Here is a 17,894-nt window from a genome sequence, read left to right on the forward strand (position 1 = left end):
CGTCACGCTTAAACTCTTCGCTGAAATTCGATTTGCTCATGATGCTCTTCTTGCCTCAAAATTAGGAAAGAAGGCGTCTACAAATCTCGGTGCTATTCACTCAGCAGCAGTTTGTTCACGACGACGTGCGGCGCGCCCTGAGCTCACATGTTGCGCTCTGAATGCGCAATGAGTGCATCGGTGTTCGCTAAAAGTCGCCTTACGGCGTTACGGGCCGCGTTCGGGCGTTGAAGCCGAATGCTTTTCTCGATGTTCTCATGGAGCCTAAGGGCATGGACGAGGGTGCTGTCGTTCCGGGTTACCAGCAGGAAAAGGTGGTTGAGTGCGGATTCAATCAACGTCCCGAGCGGAATGAGGAGGTCATTTCCGGAAGCGCGCAGGATCGCGAGGTGGAAGCGCGTGTCAGCTTGGGTGCGAGCCTGCAGCGTTGTCGCTTGCCCCATGTCTCTCAGTGCCTCGGTGATTTCGGCCATCTGTTCTTCGCTGCGGCGGATCGCTGCAAGGGCGGTGGCTTCCGGTTCGATGATGTGACGAAATTCCTGTACGGTCTTGAGGAACTGGATCCGATCCGGCGAGTGTGCGTACCAACTCAGGACGTCGCGGTCGAGCAGGTTCCAACGCTCCTTCGGCTCCACCCAACTGCCGATTTTTGGACGCGATGCGAGTAGCCCCTTGGCCATCAATATCTTGATCGCCTCCCTGACAGCGGTTCGGCTTACATTGAAGATTTCCGTCCACTGGGCCTCGTTCGGCAGGATCGTTCCCGGAGGATAGTCGCCACGCACGATCCTGAGCCCGATATCTTCGGCGAGCGACATATGAACGCTCGGCCCTGACATGCGCGGCGCGTCGAGCCGTCGGGTCGCACGCGCCGCCTCCGCGGTACCCGAGCCTGCGGAGAGTTTTTCTGGTCGCTGTTCAGCCATTCATCTTTTCTCGTATCTCGAACCCTCTAGCCACGCATTGCGTCACCTGCCGCCAACATAGGTCCGCCAGCTGTGTTGCGGCTGAAAACCGAGCATCGCGCGCGCCTTCCGGTTCGACAGAAGTGTCTCGTATTCGCCAAGCTGTCCTTTGACCGGTACGCCCCGATAGAACCGGTCGATCAGCTCTTGCGTCGGAAGGTCTGAAGACGTCTCGTCGTTCGCTGCATTGAAGATCTGGAACCCGAGACCATCCGTGTCGATGGCCCTGAGGGTGATCTGGCCGAGGTCCCGCGCGTCGATGTAGCTCCAGGCGATGCGCTTTCGAAATCCAGGGTCGGCAAACCAGCCTGGGAAAAGGTGGTATTCGTTGGGCTCGATCACATTTCCAATGCGCAATGCATAGATGTCGGCTCCGCTTCTGAGCGCAAAGGCGCGCGCGGTCCTTTCGTTCACCACCTTGGAGAGCGCGTAGCTGTCCATCGGATCGACGTCATAGTCCTCATCGAGCGGAAAATAGTGCGGGTTTCGTGGCTCATTGGCGAAGACGAGACCGTAGGTCGTTTCGCTGGATGCGATGACGATCTTGCGGATGCCAAGTTTCGCCGCCGCCTCAATGACATTGTAGGTGCCCATCACATTGATGCGAAAGAGTTCATTGTCAGGCGCGATCAGGATGCGCGGGATCGCCGCGAAATGAACAACGGCATCGATCGGTTGCGGCGCAAGCGACGGGTCGAATTCGTGCAGGCCGGTGTAGCTCGACAGTGCATTGAACACTTGGCCGCTGTCGGCAATGTCGGTGATCAGCGTGCGTACTTTCGGGTTATCGAGGGGCTTCGTGTCGAGGTTGAGCACCTGATGGCCCTGCCCGAGGAGGTATTGCACGACATGGCGGCCAGCCTTGCCGCTACCTCCGGTGAAGATGATCCGCTTGGTCATTGCGCTCTCCGTGCTTTGCAAAATTGGGGAATGGTCTTGTCGATGATAGTTCGCCGAAGGGAACTTCCAAGCGGGGTCGTTGCAAGGAGTCGCGGCCGGCCGTCAAGCGTGCTGACCGCGCTCGCTGCTCATGGGGCGGAGGCGCCGGAGGCCGTCAAAGGGCGCTCCGGCCACCGTTCCTATTTCTGGATGCAGGTATCGGCCGTATCCTTGGTGCATTCATCGAGACCGGTAAATACCGGATCGTCTACCGGCTTGCCGGCGATCAGGTCGAGCATGACCGATGGCGCCTTGTAGCCCATTTCGAAGGGTCGTTGGCCGACAAGTGCGGTCACGAGACCCTCCTTGGCGATCGCCACTTCCTCTCCGATCGTATCGGCCGCGCCGATGACGAATTCATTCTTCGCAATCTTGTCTGCCATCGGCTTGAACAGATCGCGATAGGGTTGCGGCGCACCGAACAGTGGCCAACCACCCATGATGCCGAAGGCGTCGAGATCGGGATTGGCCGCAAGAATGTCCGTCATCGCCTGCACGCCTTTGGCGCCGTCGTCATTGGTAAAGACCGGGCAGCCAGCAACCTCGGTCCAGCCACCTTCACCCTTTAGCTCGGCCAGCCCGTCCTTGCCGGTCAGCACGTCACGCATCCCTTGAGCACGGCGCAGGATGTTATCAGCGCCAGGGTTCCCTTCGATCGTGCAGATCTTGCCGCCGTTCGGTTTTGCCTTCTTGATGTAGTCCGCGATCCGCGCGCCCATCGTATAGTTGTCGGTACCAAGATAGGTCTTTCGCAGGCCCGCATCTTCCTTGGCAAGGTCGGCGTCAAGCGTCATGACCGGGACTGTCGGGTTTGCCGACTTCAACGTCTGGGCGATCAGCTTGGCGTTGGAAGGCGAAATGGCGATCGCAGCCGTGCTGGGCTTGCCGAGCATGTCCTGGACGATCTGCGCTTCTCCTGCTTCGTCGGAAGTCGACGCCGGGCCGGTATAGAAGCATTCATATTCCGAGCTTGTGTTTTCCTTGTTCCACTTCTGGCAACCCTGATTGATCGCCTCGAAGAAGGGATTGTCGAGACCCTTGACGACGATGACGAGCTGCTTTTTCGTCTGGGCGCCGGCGGGGCCGGCGGCCAGCGCCAGCGCTGCGACTGCAAGCACCAATGCTTTCCTCATTTTATCCTCCCGTTGAAACAAGCGGACACCCTCTGTCCGCGGCACAAATCAACCCGGATACCAGACGATACGAGGGTCACTTGGTGGACGCTCGTATTGAAAGGCCTGGTCGATAAGCTTTTCGAGATCGTATTCCGGTTGCCAGTCCAGCAGGAATTTTGCCTTGCTGTTGTCCAACCAGTTTGAGTGGAAATGGCTTGGAACATCGACCGACGGCAGGCCGCGCGTGCGTTCGAGATAGCTTGCGACCTCGCCGTAATCGACCGGACGATCCATGGCGATGTTGAAACGTTGACGCTCTGCGTGCGGATTGTCGATCGTGCTGAGGATCGCTGACACAAGGTCGCTGACGTGGACGAAGTTGCGCTTGAGCGGTCTTCCGTCGGCATCGCGCAGTAATGGTACGGTTCCGGCCTTTGCGTGGCGCCTGGCTTCATGGGGCGGAAAATACGTCTTCCAGTCCGGTCCACCGAAAACGTCGTCGCCGAAGGAAAGCGAGTGCCTGAAGTCGTCCTTTTCCATGATCCACGGCGCACGCAGGCAGCAGACGTTCATCCCATATTGGACTGAGTACTGCTCGACCATCACCTCCTCGAGGACTTTGGAGAGCGCGTAGCTGCCGGGATAGGCGCGATGCGGTGTCACCTCGGTTATCGGTCCTTCATGGCGGTAGAAGAAATGGCCGACCGCGGCGTCGCCGCCGATCAGAATGAACTGCCGGGCTGTTGGGCTCATTCTGAACGCTTCGAGCAGCCAAAAGAGACCTTTGACGGTCACATCCATGACGTCGGCGGGCGTTTCCTTGCAGGTCGCCAGATGCACGATATGGGTCGCGCCGGCAATCGCGGCGTCAGCGACCGCGCGATCGGCGATGGAGCCGCGGATAATCTCGAGGCGCTCGCTTGGATTGAGCACGCGGTTGTGGCAGAGCGCGCGAATGCGCGCTTTCGAAAAACGTGGTCGGTCAAGCAGCGTGGATATGAGGTGCTGCCCGACCTTGCCCGTTGCCCCGGTGACAAGGATAAGCATGCTTATCTCCCAGTAGTAGCTAATATATGATTGCGACTTTCGTCAATGTCTAATTGTCATACAAATAAGGTTTATCAGACGAGAGATCATTGACGCGGTTGTGATGATTTGCGTAAATAAGCAATCTCTCACTCAAGGGGCGGGCATATTGTGACGCGCCTTGGTGAAGGCCGCGCGTCTTGGGAGTTTGGAAGGCTGGTCGTGCTGCTAGAACTCAGCAATATTTCCAAGCACTTCGGGGCCATACAGGCCGTCAATGACATTTCGCTGTCGTTAGAGGCGGGCCAGGTTGTCGGATTGATGGGCGACAACGGCGCCGGCAAGTCGACTCTCGTCAAAATGATTGCGGGAAACTTTCGACCGAGCGAAGGCACGATGCGCCTCAATGGCAGCGAAATCGTGCTGCATCGCCCGGTCGAGGCGCGGCACTTCGGAATTGAGATCGTGCACCAGGATCTTGCCCTTTGTGACAATCTCACCGCGGCGGCGAACGTTTTTCTCGGACGCGAACTGAGGCGGGGCATCGGCCCATTGGGCGTGCTCGACTACAAGGCAATGTACCGGAAGGCCGCGGAGATCTTTAAGGAACTCCGTTCCGAGACCAGAGCACGCGACCTCGTGAAACAGATGTCGGGCGGTCAACGCCAGGCGGTGGCGATTGCGCGTACGATGATTTCGGAGGCGAAAATCGTTCTGATGGACGAGCCGACCGCGGCCATTTCCGTGCGCCAGGTCGCTGAAGTGCTCCATCTCATCCGACAACTGCGCGATCGTGGCATTCTGGTTGTGCTTATCAGCCATCGCATGCCCGACGTATTCGATGTCGCCGATCGCGTCGTTGTCATGCGCCGAGGCCGAAAGGTGGCGGACAAGCCAATCATCGAGACCTCTCCGGAAGAGGTGACAGGACTTATTACTGGCGCCATTGAGGGTGGATAGCGGAAAACGATCTGGGTCTTTTGCGCCGGAGGAACGCGAGGTTAACATGGCAACGACGCTGCACGAGACGATAGCCCATAGGCAGCGCACGCTCGCAGCAACAGTCCTGGGCAGCCAGACCTTCTGGGTACTGGTCGCCGTCGTTCTCGCCTGCATCTTCCTGTCATTCGCCACCGACAGTTTCGCAACGGCAAAGAACCTCTACAACATCACCCGCAACGTCACTTTCATCGCAATCATCGCGCTCGGGATGACGCTTGTCATCATCACCGGTGGGATTGATTTATCGGTAGGGTCGGTGCTCTGCCTGTGCAGTATGGTACTTGCAGTCACGATGCATGCGGGATACGGCATAGGGACGGGCATTGCCGTCTCGGTCGCCACGGCATTAGTGATCGGCGCGTTCAATGGCATCTTGATTGCCTATCTCGGCTTTCCGCCCTTTGTCGTAACGCTCGGCATGCTCTCGGTTGCCCGGAGCCTGGCCATGGTCGCGTCCAACAATACTGTCGTCTTCGAATTTGGCCCCGATCATGCCAAGCTGCTGGCGTTGGGCGGTGGGGCGGTCTTCGGTATCGCCAATCCAGTGATCTACATGATCGTGCTGGCGCTCCTGACCGGCTTCGTGCTGCGGTGGACGCGGATCGGCCGCTACATTTACGCCATTGGTGGCAACGAAAAGGCGGCCGTTGCCACGGGCCTTCCCGTACGACCCATCAAGGTCTGCGTCTATATGATCTCGGCGCTGTCGGCTGGCATCGCCGGCATCATTCAGACCGGCTGGCTGGGTGCTGTGACGACCAATATTGGAGCGGGCATGGAGTTGCAGGTCATCGCTGCGGCAGTGATTGGGGGCGCTAATCTCGCTGGCGGCGCAGGTACTGCCTTCGGCGCACTTGTCGGTGCGGCACTCATCGAGGTGATCCGCAATAGCCTCGGACTTCTCGGCATCAATGCGTTCTGGCAGGGGACATTCATCGGCGGCGCGATAATCCTTGCAGTCCTTTTCGATCGCATCCGCAATTTCCGCCAAAGCGAGTAGCGCACACGCCCTGCAGCACGCGATTTTCTCACGCGTTGGTCGCGCACGCCAGTGCGCGCGGTAGTGCGAGTTTGTGTTCTATTCCCGGTGGAGAACGCGTTCATCACCCGCCTACCATTCTTCGAAGGCCGCTTGCGGTCGTGAAGGCTGCTCGGACCTATGCGTCTCACTGGAGAGGAGAGGCATGACGGATCCAGCATGCTGTGGCTCGGGGTGCTCGCTACCCATAGGCATACGAGCCAGCGCCTATGGCCATCAGGGCCAGGAGACGGGGATACTTATGACCGAGGGCAAAGAGGTCGAGATTTGGTCGAGGGCAAGCTCGACGGTGTTGCACTTGGTGAGGCAATTTACGGCCAAACCCGCAGCGCCACACTAGCCATTCGGCAGTTCTTTGAGCATTGTCAGTCGGTTTCCAGGCAACAGAGCGATGATTTTGTCCTGTTCAAGAGCGTAGAGCACCTCCAGGATTTCATCCTGCGAGAATCCTGCCGAGGTCAAAGGATCGCCGACTTCAAACACGTTGATGGACATGTCCGGCATAGCCTTCAATGCGCGTAGGCGCTCGATCAATGCGATTTCGGTTTCCGTGAATCTGCTCATACCAACTACATAACGCTCTTCGGGCAGAATTGTCTCATGGCCATTGCACGTCTGCCGTCATCGCTATGACCATGGTCCGCGGATCGAGCTGTTCCAGCGGATCGAGCTCTTCCAGTTGCACGACCTGCGCACGGCCTGGCGGCGGCCCTCGGCTACGCGGTGTTGTCACGAAGCGTTGACGGCGTTGTGAAAAAGCCCCACCTTCGCCGGAGCGATGATGGGGCTCCTACCTTGATCCGGAGGGATCCGAGATCATCAGCAAAGCAAAAACACGAATGTACGGAAAAGGTTCCCGCTTGCTGGGCCGCCTTGGCCGGTTCCGAGAGGGGAAGGCATCGAGGCTTGCCGCCTTTGTGGGCGGTTCGCATTTGATCCGACGTATTCGTCATTTTTCGCAGAGCCTTCGCTCCCCGAAATAGGGTTGGTAGCTGCAGTCCGATGGCCGGAAGGAGCGATAGCTGCGAGAGCAAGCGGTGATGTTGCAGCTCTGAGGCGGAGCGCTGTCGTCAACCAGAACGCCCGCTGCGGGGGTCGCCAACGCTTCCCGCATGAAATCCCGCCAAATCTGCGCTGGCATATCCCCGCCCGTTACGCCTTTCATCGGCGTGTCATCGTCGTTGCCGACCCAGACCCCTGCGACAAGTGGCTCGGTGAACCCGACAAACCAAGCGTCACGATTGTTCTGGCTGGTGCCGGTCTTGCCAGCAGCAAACGCGCCGGGGTCGGCTGCGCGCCCGGTACCGCGTTCCACGACAAGCTGTAGAAGGGAAAGGAGATCGCGCCGATAGGGGGCCAGATCCACGCTTGGCGTATCTTTTGCCCCGACTCGAAAAGCCGTTGCTTGGTTCGAAGCCTGAAATTCGATAATTCCCCTGGGTTCAACGGGGGCCTTGCCGAATTGCACGGACGCATAGGCACTTGTCAGGTCAAGCAAGCTGACCTCGGACGTGCCTAACGCCAGCGAAGGCGTATCGACAAGTGGCGCGTCGATCCCGAGTTCACGCGCGGCACTGATCACCTTGTCAAGGCCGACATGTTGGGCGAGCGCCACTGTTGGCGCGTTTAAAGACCGGGCGAAGGCCTCAGCGATCGTGACCCAGCCGCGATAGCGGCCGCCGGAATTCTCTGGTGACCAGCCGTTGATTTCGATCGGTGCGTCCAGTACCCGGTCGGATAAGGAAAGTCCGGCCTTCAGAGCGGCATAGTAAACGAACAACTTGAAGGTGGAGCCCGGCTGCCGTTTTGCCGTGACGGCACGGTTGAACTGGCTCTCTTTGTAATCGCGGCCGCCGACCATGGCCACAACCGCTCCATCCGGGGTCATTGCCACCAATGCGGCCTGAGATGCACCAACAGTTCTTCCCTCAGTATCCAAGGCCCTCTTGATGACCCTTTCGGCAATCCCCTGAAGCCGGGGAACAAGCGTCGTTCGAACTGTGGTCGAGCCCGGCGAAGTCCCGGCGATTTCGCTCGCCTGCGGTGAGACCCAGTCCGCAAACCAACTGCCGGATCGGGGCGTTGGCGTTGTCGGGTGGAGGGTAGCAAAGCTCGCCTTGATCTGCGCAGCCTTTGACGCGTCAACCTTGCCGTTCGCAACCATCGCGTCGAGGACGACCGATGTGCGCTTTCGGGAACCTTCAAGATTGTCGATCGGGTTCCATAGGCTAGGAGCCCGCAACAATCCCGCCAGAAGCGCCGATTCCGAAAGGTTTAGCGCTCCGATATCCTTGTTGAAATAAATGCGTGCGGCGGCCGGCATACCCGTTGCGCCAGCGCCAAGATAGGCGCTGTTGAGGTAACGCGTCAGGATTTCCTGCTTTCCGAGTTTCCACTCCAGCCACAGGGCAATCACAAACTCCTGTATCTTTCGTTTTACCGTACGATCGCTGTCGAGATACTGCAACTTGATGAGCTGCTGGGTGATCGTGCTACCACCCTCCACAACCGACCCTGCCTTGAGGTTTCGAAGAAGCGCTCGTCCGATGCCTCTGATATCGATGCCGAAGTGGTCCATGAACCGCCGGTCTTCAACAGACAGTACCGCATCGATCAGTTGTGGCGTGAATTGGTCGAACTGTGCGTAAGATCCTTGATAAGGTCCTTGTCTGACCAGCGGCTGACCGTCTGCGGTTTCCAACACCACGATAGGCTTTAGTGTACCGTCCCGGATCTCGGCCCAAGGGACATCTTTTAGCGCCCACACCAAGCCCGTTACACCAACCAGAATACAGAAAACGGCGGTCAGCCGCACCGCCGATTTCCACCTGGCTTTCCTTTGCAAGACAGGCTGGCTAGACCGGCGAAGCGCTCGTCCTGCCTTTTTGGGAGCGTTCGCAAGTGCCCCGCCGAGATTTTTCAGCAGAAATGAAAGAGTTTGCTTATCCGTAGCCTGGACCTTGGTCTTTACGGACGAAGCAGCCGCCCGGACCTTGACCTTGACCGCTGTTGAGATAGCCCGCGAATCGTAGTGAAGCGCACGAAGCAGAGCGTGCGCTGCCTGTCGGGTCTGCTCAAACGGCAGAGGTGGACGTTCGCTCGTTCCAGCTCGGATGAACGGGTCAGCGTCTGCGCTGTGATCCCACTCTTTTGTTCCCGCGGGGGCTCTCTGGGCGAGCATTTTCGCCTTTTGATGGTCGTCCGACCCAGTGCCACTTCGTGTAGAGACGTGAGGATTGCGGGGCATTTTTTAAGACGCTCAAACCCTTAATGACTTAGAGCACTGTGGCGGGTTCTCAACGTACGGCAAAGACGCTGGTTCCAGCCAAAGGAAATACGCCGCCATCATCAGTGCGCGCGTCACGACAGGTGGGACCTAAAAATCCCAACCGTGGCGGGCGCGAGCTTAGGTCTTGAGACTGCCTTTACCAGCCCGCGAACTGCGAAACAACTGTATCGGGAACGTCGGAGACTTCGGCGAAAGCTCGATCCAGAACGTTTAATGCCTGAACGATGTCGGTGTCCGGGACGGTCAGCGGCGGAGTCATCTCCAGAACATTTGCGTTCATCCCGACACAGTAGACGACGAGGCCGAGTTCATAGGCCCGATAGATAAGTTTTGCTGCTTCCGCTCGCGCTGGAGCCCGTGTCTGCCGATCGAGAACGAGGTCGACGCCGCAGGCAAGACCTCGACCGCGGATATCGCCGATCAGTTGATATCGTTCGGCAAGCCTTGCCAGGCCGTCGCGCAGCAGTTTGCCTTTGCGCTCCGCTTCCTGCGCAAGCTCGTCGCGCTCAATGGTTTCAAGAACGGCAAGGCCGGCGGCAGTAGAGATCGGATTGCCGTGGAGCGTCTGCATGGCAAAGGCGCTGGCACAATCGAGGATGCGTGCCGGGCCGATCGCGGCAGAAAGCGGCAGCCCGCCGCCAAGACCCTTGCCGATGGTCAGGATGTCGGGGACGAAATCCTCATGTTCGAAGCAATGCAGGCGGCCGCTGCGGCCAAGCCCGACCTTCACTTCGTCGCAGACGACGAGCACATTGAATTCCCGGCAGATCGCGGAAAAGGCTTTAAAAAAACCGGTTGGCGGAACGATCAGGCCGCCGTCGGACTGGATCGGCTCGATGAAGGCGACCGCGAAACGCTCCGGCGCCGCCTCAAGTCGCTCCCGTAATTCTGCGAGTATCGCACCACCTGTCGGGTCGTCGTGGTAGGGCCGGTAGGGATCGGGGTACGGTAGCAGGAGCAGTCCGTCTGCCTTGGTCGCGCCCGCCTGGACGCTGTGGCCGGAAAAAGCCATCGAGCCCACGGTACAGCCGTGGTAGGCGCCGACGAAGGCGATGACGCCCGACCGTCCCGTCGCCTTGGTGACAGCGCGAAAGACCGCCTCGTTGGCATCGGATCCGGAATGACCGAACCAGACCTTGTTGTCGCCCGATCCGGGAAAGGCCGTGAGGAGTTTTTCGGCAAGGGCCGCCGCCGGTCCATTGGCGGCAGAAAGAACACTGGCGCCGGCGGGATTTGCCGCAGCACCGGAGATTGCCTCAACCAGCGCCGGGTGGCCATAGCCAAGGCTCGCCGCCCCCCATGCCCCGGAGAGGTCGATCAGTTCGCGGCCGTTTTCCTCCGTCAGCCTCGCGCCGCGGCCACCGGTCACTGCAAGCGGGAAGAAGCGCAGCTTCTGCAGGTTGGCGATTGCCGCTTGGTCTCTCTCGTAGAGTGCGGTCACGGGGCTTCCCCTACGCTAGCTTTAAGACACCGGGTGAGACGCTCGCCCCAGGCAGTGACGCCCGCATCCGTATCGATCAGATCGTGGCGCACCTCGACCAGAACGCCCGGAAGCCCACGCGCGTCGGCATGAACCGGCACGGTGTAATCCTCGTCGGGATGGATGTTGTAGGGCTCGTTGTCGCCGATCGTCAGCTGGCTTTCGCTGGCCAGTTCTCGGATCAGCGAACCGGCAAAATCGACGGCGTCGCGATAGAGGATGCCGGCCTGCCAGGGGCGCGGCTTGCCGAAATAGACCGGCGTGAAGCTGTGGATGCCGACGACAAATGGCCGCTTGCCTTCGCCTTCGAGCCGGTCGAGACGGCGGCTGACCGCTTCAGCGAAGGGCGTGAACAGCGTATCGATCCGCTGCTGCCGCTCTTCGTCGCTCAGGTTTCGGTTGGCGGGGATCTCCGTCGTCTCGCTGATCTCGGGGATCATCGAGGGGGCGGGAAGCGGCCGGTTGCAGTCAATCACCAACCTTGAATAGTTGGTGAAGAACAGTGGTGCATCGAGGCTGAGGCTTAGGTGCTGAGCCAGCGCCATGGCGCCGATATCCCAGGCGATGTGGCGCTGGCGCTCGTGCAGCGGAAGCCCCATATCGCCGAGCGCGCGTGGCATCCGGTTGGAGGCGTGCTCGCATAAGAGCAGGATCGGGGAGGTGCCGTCCGGGTTGAAGACCGCATAGGGCGGCAGTTCGTCGATCGAAAGCAGCGGCGCGCCCGGGTCGTGTCGCGCGCCGGGTTCCAGGCTCTTGATGGCCGTTGTCGAGGTCATGGGTTGCCCATCCGTCAATCAGTAGACCGCCGCATAGCGGGCACAAAGTTCGTCCGGCGAGAGCCCATCGACGATCTCGATCTCCTTGCGCTTCATCGCCATGTAGCAGTCAAGGAAATCTCGAGAGAACCAGCCCGTGACGACCGGATCGGCGGTGAGCGTATCCAGAGCTTCCGGCAGGCTCGCGGGCAGGCGACGAATACCGAGCTTCTCCTGCTCTGCCGCCGAGAAATCGGAGGGGTCGGAATTGATCAAGGGCGGCTGTTCGAGCCCGGCCTTGATGCCTTCGAGGCCGGCCTTCAACAAGACGGCCAGCGACAGGTGCGGGCTGGCGCATGCGTCGGCGGCGCGGTATTCCATGTTGAACTGCCTGGCCGGATTGCTGCCGGGAAGGTCCAGTGTCGGGCAGATCCTGAGCGTCGCTTCGCGGTTCTTTTCGCCAAGGCAGGTGTAAGCGGCGCTCCAATGGTGCGGCACGAGCCGCATGTAGGAAAGCACCGACGGAGCGGTAAAGGCGGTCAGCGCCGGCAGATGCTTGATGACGCCGGCGGCAAAGGCGCCGGCGATCTTGGAGAGCCTGCCGGGACGCGAGGCGTCAAAGGTCACCGGATTGCCGTCGAGATCGGTGAAGCTCACATGCAGGTGCACGCCGTTGCCGACGCCATTCGAGACCGTCTTCGGGGCAAAACTCGCGTTCCAGCCGAAGAGGGCGGCGACTTCCTTGGTGATTGCACGGATGGTAGCGCCGCGATCGGCGGCGGTCAGCGCGTCGGCGGGACGGCAGGTGATTTCGAACTGGTCCTTTCCGTATTCCGGCAGGAACATTTCCGGCTCGGCGCCGGCTTCCTGCAAAGCGGTCATCAGCAGAGACCCGAAGGGTTCGGCACGGCGCTGGGCGCGCAGGCCGAAGGACGGCGCATCCGGCCAGTCGACGCCGAGCAACTGGAACTCCTGCTCGACGGCTGAAATGACTTTGAGGCCGACTTGTTCGTATTCCTTCAGCGTCTGTTTCAGGAAGCTGCGTACGCAGCAGTCCCAGGCATTGCCTTGGAGGTCGGTGATGTCGGCGTGATAGAAATGCAGCGGCGTCTCGTCTGGCAGGCAGGTGACGCGCGCCTTGCTGTCGGGGTCGGCCATCAGCCGGAGGTCGCCGGCCGAGCCCCAGGGATTGTTCTCGGCAATCAGGTCGAAGGGCGTGAGCGCCAGGTTGGCCGGCACCCAGCCGACACCCTTGCGCAGGTAGCTGTCGATCTCGGAAGCCGCAAAACTGCGGCCGCGCGTGATGCCGGCGATGTCGGTCGTGACGAAGGTGGCAAGTTCCGTCAGTGCGGCGGCCGCCTTGCCGTTGTTGGTTTCCGTCATGGGGTTCCCCTCTATTCGTTCATTTTTTAGGCGGCGACTCAGGCTTGGCGCAAAGTGCCGAGGCGGCTGACCACCGTCTCAGTGTCGGTCGTCCAGCAATAGCCGGAGTAGGCGCGAAGGGCCGCGTCATGGCGCTGCTCGCTATAGGTGGCGCAGGCGTCGTTGACGACGGTGACAAGGTAACCGCGGTCGGCGGCGTCGCGCACCGCCATGTCGACGCACTGGTCGGTGATGACGCCGGCGATGATCAGGTAGCGGGTGTTGAGGTTGCGCAGGACGTAGTCGATGTTGGTCGAGTTGAAGACGCCCGACGACGTCTTCGGCAGCACGATCTCGTTGTCGATGGGCGAAAGTTCCGGAATGACCTGCCCCTCCGGAGAACCTTTCGGCACGTGCATGTCGGAGAGCTTGTGGTCGAGCGAGCGGTCGCGGCCGTCGAGCGTCAGGCTTTCGATGATCGTGTGCAGCACATCGCAACCGGCCTTTCGCGCCGCCTCCAGAATGCGTACCTGGTTGGGGATGACGGTCTGGCGCAGGCGCCTGTGATAATAGCTCTCGGCGTCCTGCGGGTGGGTCGGGTCGAGGTTCGGCTCGCACCAGATGCGCTGCATGTCGACGAACAGCAGCGAGGTGCGGCCAGCCTCATAGGCGCTGTCGCGCCTCAAGCGATCGTCGCCAACCTTGACAGTGACTGCACTCATTCGAATTCTCCTCGGTTTATTTTGGTTCGCCGGGACGGCGGAAAGGGTCAGCGGTCGTCTTCAACGGCTGGATTGAAGGCGTCCTCCGTGATGGCGTATCCGCGGCGCAGGTCCTCCATGCGCTCGATGCGACCACGTGACTGCGTGGCAAGGCGGGCGGTAAGTGCCGCAATCACCGCCTCCGTCTGGGCAATCGCCGGCACCATCGTGTCGTAGGGCGAGACCGTGTCGACGGGTGCCGTCAGCGTCACTGTCGCGAAATCGGCGATCGGCGAGAGCCAGCGGTCAGTAAAGAGCACGATGCGCGATCCTTGCTCGGCCGCCTGACGAGCAAAGCGGATCGTGTCGTTCTGGTAGCGGCGATAGTCATAGACGAAAAGCACGTCGCGCTTGCCGAGGTCGACAAGCTGATCGACCTGGTCGGCCTGACTGCCGTTGATCCAGCGCGTGTCGCCCCTGAGCTGCTTCATGTGCGACCAGAGGAGGCCCGCGAGAAAGCCGCTGAAGCGGCCGCCGAGGCAATGGATGCGAGCGCTCATGTCGGCCGCCGCATCCACGGCTGCCTCGAAGTCTTCCGAAGGCAGCATTTGCATCGAAGACTCCAGCGCATGGATGCTGGCGCGAAGGAAGTACTGGTAGAAGTTCTCTTGTTCCAGCGACGGGCGGCGCGCGTCGAGCATGGAGAGCGGCGAGCTCATGCGCTCTTGGACTTCACTGAGCAGCGCCTTCTGGAACTCCGGATAACCCTCAAAGCCCAGTGTGTTGGCAAAGCGCACGACGGTCGGATTGCTGACGCCGGCAGCGGCCGCGAGATGCGCGACCGTGTTCAGCCCTGCTGCCGGATAATTCGACAGAAGCTGCCTGACGATCTTCAGTTCCGAGCGCGTGAAGGTAATTGCGCCGTCTGTCAGTCGGTCCCGGATTGCCACGATTTCTGCCTCCCAAAAACGATGGCGTGAATTCCGATTTCTAATTTTTGTTACATAATTGCTAGCAGATAATGTTTTTTGAAACAAGATTGACATTTGGTCGATCTGCGATAACGTTCATGTCGGGAACGGGCCCGAGCCAAAAAATACGCGGCCGGGCCAAAATCTGGGGGAATGCGGATGGTGCGCGTCAGGCGAGAAACCGTCGTTGGTATCCTTGTAGCGTCGCTGCCGCTTTTGGCCGCTGCCGCCATCGCCTCGTTGTTCTTTCCGGGCAGCGGCGAGCGCCTGGTGACGCTTTACATGATCAACGTCATCGCCGTGCTCGGCATCGGCATCTATGCCGGCAATTCCGGTATCGTTTCCTTCGGCCATGTCGGCTTCATGGCGATCGGTGCCTATGCGTCGGGTCTGTTGACGCTAAATCCGATCATCCAAAAGACAGCGTTGCCACATCTGCCGGAATGGCTGGCCGGGATGGGCATGCCCTTCCTTCCGGCACTTGCGATTGCGCTTGTCGTGGTTGCGCTCGTCGCGGTGCTGATCGGCATTCCCGTGGCGCGCCTTGGCGGCTCATCGGCTTCGATCGCGACCCTTGGTTTCCTCGTCATCGTGCATGTTGTGCTCGTCGCCTCGACCGATTTCACCCGCGGCAGCCAGACCTTTTTTGGTATTCCCCGCGCGGTCAATCTCTGGGTGGCGGTGCCCTTTGCTATCGCTGCCGTGGTGGTTGCGCGTCTCTATCGGGATTCGAGTGCTGGCTTGAAGCTTCGGGCGTCGCGCGAAGACGAGATCGCCTCGAGCGCCGTCGGCGTCAATGTCAAACTGCAGCGCTTCTTCGCCTGGGTTCTCGGTGCGGTGCTTGCAGGCGCTGCTGGCGCCTTGCTGGCCCATTTCCTCGGCGCGTTTTCGCCGAAAGACTTCTACTTCAACCTCACCTTCATGCTTTTGGCGATGCTGATCCTCGGCGGTATCACCACCGTCTCGGGTGCCGTCGGCGGCGCTGCCGTAATCATGCTGATTGTCGAACTCCTGCGCAAGCTCGAGGGTGGCGTCGATCTCGGCTTCCTCAAGCTGCCGACCGTCTTCGGCCTCACCGACATCGGGATCGGCGTGGCAATCCTCGTCGTGATGTACCGCCTGCAGGATGGCCTCTTCGGTGTGCGCGAACTTGACGAGCGCTTCGGCTGGTTCAAGCTCTCCACAGAGAAGGACGTTGTGTCGGTGAAAAGCGTGCCAGCGTCCGAGGCCGCTTCAGCCGGTCACGGCTCTCTCCGGGTCGAAAATCTCGGCAAGAAATTTGCCGGCCTCGTGGCGCTCGAGAACGCCAATTTCGAGATCAAGCCCGGTATCGTCACTGGCCTTATCGGCCCGAACGGTGCGGGCAAGTCCACGCTGATCAACAGTGTGTCCGGCGTCGTGCCGCCGTCGACGGGCCGCGTGCTGATCGATGGCCAGGATGTGGCGTCGCTTGCCGTTCACGCGGTTCCCGTCGCGGGCCTTGCCCGCACCTTCCAGAACATCCGTCTCTTCAAGAACCTAACGGTCATCGAGAACGTCACGGTCGCGGCGAGCGCCTTGAAGGCGGGCGGTGAGGATCCCGCTGCCCGTGCCTTGACGGTGCTTTCGGAAGTGGGCCTCGCGGAATTTGCCGACCGGCTGGCCGGCACGCTTTCCTACGGTGCGCAGAGGCGGCTAGAAATCGCCCGCGCGCTGGCGCTGAAACCGCGTTACCTGCTGCTCGACGAGCCGGCTGCCGGCATGAACCCGGCCGAGACCGAGGAATTGATGCATGTGCTCGACCGCATCCGCACGAAATACCGCCTCGGCCTGCTCGTCGTCGAGCATGACCTGAAGCTGATCATGCGGCTCTGCGATGTTGTCGTCGTGCTCAACAAGGGCCAGCAGATCGCCATCGGCACACCGGCGGAAATCCAGGCTAACCCTGATGTCATCGAGGCCTACATCGGCCGCCGCCGCTCAACGGCGCAGGCGCGCAACGCGCCCGTCGGGACCCCCGTTCTGCCGTCCGGCGCGCCGGGCCTGCATAAACCAGCATAAATCAAAAGAGGGAGCTTTTCGGATGAAGAAGAACGTCACGGCCCTGTGCCTCACAACCATGCTTGGCGGTATCGCGTTGTCGCCGCTACCCGCATTTGCAGACGATCTGGTTATCGGTCTTGCGACCGCACAGACCGGCGGTCTTGCACCCTATGACCAGCCGTCGCTGAAGGGTCTGGAAATGGCGGTCGAGGAGATCAATGCGGCCGGTGGTGCTGCCGGCAAATTCCCGATCAAGCTCGTCGCCAAGGATACGCGCTCGGATGCGGCGCAGACGGCGCTGGTGGCGCAGGAGCTGGTTGACGAAGGCGTCAAGATCGTGATCACGCCTTGCGATGCCGATCCGTCGATTGCTGCCGGCCAGGTGACGCAGGCAGCCCAGATCCCCGCCTTCTCCTTCTGCGCCACGACGCCGACCATGCCGCTTGCGGTGGGCGACTACATGTTTGGCAATTATCCGGCCGACAACGTCCAGGCCTCTGTTCTTGCGACCTACGCGTTCGCGAAGGGTTACAAGAAGGCCTACATCCTGAAGTCGCCGGATAGCGCCTATACTCTGAAGCTGCCGGAGTATTTCGCCGTTGCGTTCAAAGCCAAGGGCGGCGAACTGCTCGGTGAGGGCACCTACAGCATGGGCCAGCAGGACTTCGGCGCCGAGGTCACCAAGATCAAGGCGATGAACCCGGCGCCCGACGTCATCATGACGGCGGCCTACGAGCCGGATTTCCCAGCCTTCATCCGTCAGCTGCGCGGTGCAGGGGTGGCCACGCCGATCCTCGGCAGCGACGGCATCGATTCGCCCACGACCTTCGGCCTTGGTGCCACCGTCGACGGGGTTGTCTTTACAACCGCAGGCTTTGCCAGCGAAGGCAGCCCGCTTGCTGACTTCAATGTGAAGTACAAGGAAAAATACGGTCAGGTGCCGGATACGGTCTACATCGCCAACGGCTACGACCTTGGCAAGGTGATCGACGCGGCGGTGACGGAGGCAAACAGTATCGATCCGGTTGCCATACGCAACGCGATCGCCTCGCTCGAAAACGTCCAGGGTGTGACCGGCCCGATCAGCTATGCCGGCACGCAAGGGATGCCGATGCGCTCGGTATCGCTGGTGCAGATCGAAAGCGGCAATCGCCAGCTGATCAGTCAGGGCGTTCCGGCGGCCGCCGACGTTCCAGCCCCCTGATCGATCACCTGTGGTGGTCCCCGG

Annotated in this window: 15 protein-coding genes; 4 read left to right on the top strand and 11 right to left on the bottom strand. The window is 60.5% G+C overall.

All coding sequences use genetic code 11. From position 1 onward, the window contains the following. Positions 1-143 precede the first annotated feature (143 nt). From ASD01_RS22775 to ASD01_RS22790, 4 genes are all read right to left on the bottom strand, one after another. Positions 144-926, bottom strand: coding sequence for a FadR/GntR family transcriptional regulator (locus tag ASD01_RS22775; RefSeq protein WP_060584407.1), 783 nt, complete (start codon positions 924-926; stop codon positions 144-146). 42 nt (positions 927-968) lie between these two features. Then, positions 969-1,865, bottom strand: a complete 897-nt coding sequence (locus ASD01_RS22780; RefSeq protein WP_060644489.1) for an NAD-dependent epimerase/dehydratase family protein — start codon at positions 1,863-1,865, stop codon at positions 969-971. A gap of 179 nt (positions 1,866-2,044) precedes the next feature. Continuing rightward, positions 2,045-3,037 carry a sugar-binding protein gene (locus ASD01_RS22785; RefSeq protein WP_060516756.1) on the bottom strand — a complete coding sequence of 331 codons (993 nt, stop codon included), beginning with the start codon at positions 3,035-3,037 and terminating at the stop codon, positions 2,045-2,047. A 48-nt stretch (positions 3,038-3,085) separates the two neighbouring features. Next, on the bottom strand, positions 3,086-4,066 hold the full coding sequence (locus tag ASD01_RS22790; RefSeq protein WP_060516755.1) for an NAD-dependent epimerase/dehydratase family protein: 981 nt from the start codon (positions 4,064-4,066) through the stop codon (positions 3,086-3,088). A gap of 150 nt (positions 4,067-4,216) precedes the next feature. On the opposite strand from ASD01_RS22790, the gene ASD01_RS22795 reads away from it, so the two are divergent. Both ASD01_RS22795 and ASD01_RS22800 read left to right on the top strand, forming a co-directional pair. Beyond that, positions 4,217-5,005, top strand: a complete 789-nt coding sequence (locus ASD01_RS22795; RefSeq protein WP_244495297.1) for an ATP-binding cassette domain-containing protein — start codon at positions 4,217-4,219, stop codon at positions 5,003-5,005. A gap of 46 nt (positions 5,006-5,051) precedes the next feature. Further along, on the top strand, positions 5,052-6,047 hold the full coding sequence (locus tag ASD01_RS22800; protein ID WP_034798700.1) for an ABC transporter permease: 996 nt from the start codon (positions 5,052-5,054) through the stop codon (positions 6,045-6,047). A 375-nt stretch (positions 6,048-6,422) separates the two neighbouring features. On the opposite strand, the gene ASD01_RS22805 is transcribed toward ASD01_RS22800, so the two are convergent. The 7 genes from ASD01_RS22805 to ASD01_RS22835 all read right to left on the bottom strand — a co-directional run bounded on the left by ASD01_RS22805 (position 6,423) and on the right by ASD01_RS22835 (position 14,623). Then, a complete protein-coding gene (locus tag ASD01_RS22805) occupies positions 6,423-6,650 on the bottom strand; it encodes a hypothetical protein (RefSeq protein ID WP_060516749.1) in 228 nt (75 codons plus the stop codon). Between the two features lie 385 nt (positions 6,651-7,035). Further along, on the bottom strand, positions 7,036-9,333 hold the full coding sequence (locus ASD01_RS22810; RefSeq protein WP_060644491.1) for a PBP1A family penicillin-binding protein: 2,298 nt from the start codon (positions 9,331-9,333) through the stop codon (positions 7,036-7,038). Between the two features lie 178 nt (positions 9,334-9,511). Then, complete coding sequence (locus ASD01_RS22815; protein WP_060644492.1) at positions 9,512-10,816, bottom strand: aspartate aminotransferase family protein; 1,305 nt, start codon at positions 10,814-10,816, stop codon at positions 9,512-9,514. Then, on the bottom strand, positions 10,813-11,631 hold the full coding sequence (locus ASD01_RS22820; RefSeq protein ID WP_082584683.1) for an N-formylglutamate amidohydrolase: 819 nt from the start codon (positions 11,629-11,631) through the stop codon (positions 10,813-10,815). The genes ASD01_RS22815 and ASD01_RS22820 overlap by 4 nt, the downstream gene beginning before the upstream one ends. An 18-nt stretch (positions 11,632-11,649) precedes the next feature. Further along, entirely contained in the window at positions 11,650-12,993 is a 1,344-nt protein-coding gene (locus ASD01_RS22825; protein WP_060644493.1) for a glutamine synthetase family protein, read from the bottom strand. Between the two features lie 38 nt (positions 12,994-13,031). After that, on the bottom strand, positions 13,032-13,694 hold the full coding sequence (locus ASD01_RS22830) for a cysteine hydrolase family protein (protein WP_082566430.1): 663 nt from the start codon (positions 13,692-13,694) through the stop codon (positions 13,032-13,034). Between the two features lie 47 nt (positions 13,695-13,741). Further along, on the bottom strand, positions 13,742-14,623 hold the full coding sequence (locus ASD01_RS22835) for a MurR/RpiR family transcriptional regulator (RefSeq protein WP_034798710.1): 882 nt from the start codon (positions 14,621-14,623) through the stop codon (positions 13,742-13,744). 180 nt (positions 14,624-14,803) lie between these two features. On the opposite strand from ASD01_RS22835, the gene ASD01_RS22840 reads away from it, so the two are divergent. Together ASD01_RS22840 and ASD01_RS22845 are read left to right on the top strand one after the other, a co-directional pair. Then, the gene (locus ASD01_RS22840) at positions 14,804-16,684 is read left to right on the top strand and encodes a branched-chain amino acid ABC transporter ATP-binding protein/permease (protein WP_063979535.1); all 1,881 of its coding nucleotides are present in this window, start codon (positions 14,804-14,806) and stop codon (positions 16,682-16,684) included. Between the two features lie 22 nt (positions 16,685-16,706). Then, entirely contained in the window at positions 16,707-17,870 is a 1,164-nt protein-coding gene (locus tag ASD01_RS22845) for an ABC transporter substrate-binding protein (protein WP_060644494.1), read from the top strand. Positions 17,871-17,894 lie beyond the last annotated feature (24 nt).

Source organism: Ensifer sp. Root423, assembly GCF_001426275.1.
Taxonomy (GTDB): Bacteria; Pseudomonadota; Alphaproteobacteria; order Rhizobiales; family Rhizobiaceae; genus Ensifer; species Ensifer adhaerens.